Here is a 3,383-nt window from a genome sequence, read left to right on the forward strand (position 1 = left end):
AGATGTTATGAGCGGTGGCAGTGGCATCGCCCGGAATGATAAGCGCAGAGCGAACAAACAGTTCGCTGAACAGCCCGCTGATGATGATAACTAAATAGAGTATGCCTGCTATATGGCCGTAACGTTTCGCATATACATTGTTCATTGTAGTTGTTTTTAAATGACACTTTGTTGTTTACTGGTGCAAAAGTAGTAGCGCCCTATGCCGCGAAACGTTGACTTTGGGTAAGAAATGGTAGGTGTATCAGCGGATGCTGACTTTATCTTGGGTCAAAGCGAGACGCTTTGACCAGTGTAGAGAAAAGCCCCTTCAGGGGTTGTGGTAGTTCTATGTCACACTCTTGAACACCGTATAGCGCAGTATCATTTCGGTAAGCAGGAAGATGATAGCCATTAATGCGAATGGGAAGAACAATTCCGCATATTGCTTGTAGCTGCTTACTTCTATCTTGGTCTTTTCCAGTTGGTCTATTTCGTTGTATACCGATTTTAGCGACTTGTTGCTGGTAGCCCGGTAATATTTACCACCTGTTTCTTTCGCTATTTTCTGTAGCAATGCCTCGTCTATCTGCACGGGCATCATTTGCTTCTGAGTACCGAAAGGTGTTTGTACCGGGTAGGGCGCTTGACCCTCGCTACCTATACCAATGGTGTACACACGTACTTTATAACGCTTGGCAATTTCCAGCGCCGTGCTGGGGTCTATCAGGCCTGTGTTGTTCACCCCGTCTGTCAGCAGTATCAGCACACGGCTTTTGGCCTTGGAGGCACGCAGGCGGTCTACACCGGTTGCCAGTCCCATGCCTATGGCGGTACCGTCTACCAATACACCACTTTTTATTTTGCTTATCTGCTCTTTCAGTACGTTATGATCGATAGTGATAGGTACCTGCGTGAAACTCTCTCCGGCAAATATCACCAGTCCTATACGGTCGGTAGGTCGGTCATTCACAAATTCTTCTGCTACTTTTTTTGCCGCTTCTATACGGTTGGGTTTCAGGTCCTCTGCCAGCATACTGCCCGAAACATCTATAGACATTACGATATCTATCCCTTCACTGTCAATAGACTCTGATACGCTGCTTGACTGCGGGCGCGCCAGCGCAATAATGAGGAAAGACAAAGCCAGTACACGCAGCCAGAACAGGGCAGGGCGAAGTTGTACCCGCCATGTAGGTTTCACTTCTTTCAGTCCTGAAATAGTGGTGAGCCTGATAGAAGGATTGTCGTATTTCTTTTTGGTGTACTGCCACCATATCATAAAAGGTATCAGCAGGAACAGCCCGAAATAATACGGGTGCGCAAAGCTCATATGTTGCCAGTCCAGTAATCCTTTCATCATTTCTTATCGGTGTTTTCGGTTACAACCGGTTTTGTTGTTTGTACAAACTGTTGCGTGTATTCAAATGCATCCGTATGCTCCTGCGGTAATGGCTGCGCTTTGGCAAACTTAGCCATGTCTGCCGTGCTCAGCACCATAGACAGTGCGTCGTAGTGGCGCATCATTTCTTTATGCCTGCGTATCACCAGCAGCAGTTCGTCACTGGTCAGCTCCATAGCAGGCGTACGGAAACGTTCTTCTATATATACACGTAAAATATCCGTCAGTTCAGTATAGTATTGTTTCACCTGGTCGTGCTGCCACAGTTGTTTCTGCTCCAGCTCTGCCAGCAGGCGCAGTGCCTTTTCATTCGGCGTTTCTACATATTTAGGTGGCGCCTGTACGGGAGCAGCTACTTTTTTATTCTTGCTGAAGTAGTAGATGACGAAAGCTATTAACCCTGCAGCCAGCAGGCCACCCAGTATATACCAAATATAATCCCTCCATGTGGTCTTCACCTCCATGATATCAGCTATGGGGCGGAAGGGTTGCGTGGTATCTACGGGTATGGTTTGTACTATTACTGCAAATGAATCGGTAGCAACAGTATAAGGCGCACCACTTTTGGGCGCAGAGGTAAACTCGAAAGAAGGGATGGTGAACATACCGGAATCCCAACCGGTGATGAGCAACCTTTGTTTGTAAGTAGTAATGCCATCTGTATTGACAGTATCGATCTTGCCTTTTTCTACTACCTCAAGGTTATTGAAAGTATCGGGTATGGTTGCCCATATCAGCCTCTCGTTCTTGTCGGGCTTTGCCTCGATGAACATGCGCAACTGGTCGCCCACTGTTATTTGCCGGGCGTCTACTTTGGCGCTTACCTGCGGTTGTGCTACAGCCTTAAGGCCCGGCAGCAATGCCAGCAGTATAACAAGAGCATAATATGTCAGGTTTATTTTCTTCATGTATTACCGGGCTTTGAAAAAACCTTGTAACGCTTTTACATAATCTTCGTTGGTGCGGATGCTCAGCAAAGAAGCCCCGCTTTTTATAAATGCCTGCTGGCAGTATTTACGGTGTTGGTCGAAACGGTGCACATAATTAGCTTTTACCGACCTGTCGCTTGTGTCCAGCCATGCGGTTTGTTTTGTTTCGGAATCCATTACCTGTATCAGTCCTACATCAGGCAGTTCACGGTCGTGTTTGTCGTACACCTGTATGCCCACCAGGTCGTGGCGGCGCGCTGCCAGTTGCAAAGGTTTCTCATATCCATCGCTGATGAAATCGCTCACTAAAAAAGTAATGGCTTTCTTTTTCTGTACCTGGTTCAGGTATTCCAGTGCAGCTGCAATATTGGTGCCGCCTTCCTCATTGGGCTCCAGCGCTATCAACTCGCGGATGATGCGCAGGATATGCGAACGACCTTTTTTGGGAGGTATGAACTTTTCAACCTTATCGCTGAAAAAGATAACACCGACCTTATCGTTGTTGGTTGCCGCCGAAAAAGAGAGTACCGCACTTATCTCGGTGATGAGGTCGCGCTTCAGGCGGTCCTGCGTACCGAACAGTGAGCTGCCGCTGATGTCTACCAGCAGCATGAGTATCAATTCACGTTCCTCTTCAAAAACTTTTACATAGGGCGTACGCAAGCGTGCAGTCACGTTCCAGTCTATCGCTTTCACATCGTCGCCGTGCTGGTATTCGCGCACCTCGCTGAAGGACATACCCCGACCTTTAAAGGCTGAGTGGTATTCACCTGCGAAGATGTGGTTACTCAATCCTTTCGTCTTGATCTCTATCCGCCTTACCCTTTTCAGTATTTCTGATGTGGTCAGCATTGTGCAAAGTCAAAAAAGTTAAATGTAAACAAGCAAACTGAACTTATGGCATAAAAATATGCATTGCTTTGAATTACATGGAGGCAAATCTAATAGATAGCGGATGATCAGGCAGGAAATAAATAGTAAAAATTTTGTGAAAAATGAGGGTCTCCCCCTTTATTAGCCGTAGTTTTGTGACATATCAGCAAATTCCATTTATTATGAAATATTCAGTTTAT

The 3,383-nt window shown here is 46.5% G+C and carries 4 protein-coding genes; all 4 read right to left on the reverse strand.

Annotated elements, in window-relative coordinates; all coding sequences use genetic code 11:
* The coding region (locus H6550_16660) for a DUF4386 family protein (GenBank protein ID MCB9047769.1) at positions 1–145 on the reverse strand (145 nt) is incomplete at its 3' end.
* Positions 146–328: 183 nt separating this feature from the next.
* The gene (locus tag H6550_16665; GenBank protein MCB9047770.1) at positions 329–1,339 is read right to left on the reverse strand and encodes a VWA domain-containing protein; all 1,011 of its coding nucleotides are present in this window, start codon (positions 1,337–1,339) and stop codon (positions 329–331) included.
* Positions 1,339–2,289: a hypothetical protein gene (locus tag H6550_16670; protein ID MCB9047771.1), complete on the reverse strand. Its 951-nt coding sequence runs from the start codon at positions 2,287–2,289 to the stop codon at positions 1,339–1,341. Before H6550_16670 ends, H6550_16665 begins: the two co-directional genes overlap by 1 nt.
* 3 nt (positions 2,290–2,292) lie before the next feature.
* Positions 2,293–3,159, reverse strand: coding sequence for a DUF58 domain-containing protein (locus H6550_16675; GenBank protein ID MCB9047772.1), 867 nt, complete (start codon positions 3,157–3,159; stop codon positions 2,293–2,295).
* Between the last annotated feature and the right edge of the window lie 224 nt (positions 3,160–3,383).

The organism is Chitinophagales bacterium (genome assembly GCA_020636495.1).
GTDB lineage: Bacteria > Bacteroidota > Bacteroidia > Chitinophagales > Chitinophagaceae > UBA5543.

Excerpts from the sequence above, each read along its gene's own strand:
- H6550_16665 (MCB9047770.1), bottom strand. The coding sequence starts at position 1,339 with ATGAAAGGATTACTGGACTGGCAACATATGAGCTTTGCGCACCCGTAT.
- H6550_16670 (MCB9047771.1), bottom strand. The coding sequence starts at position 2,289 with ATGAAGAAAATAAACCTGACATATTATGCTCTTGTTATACTGCTGGCA.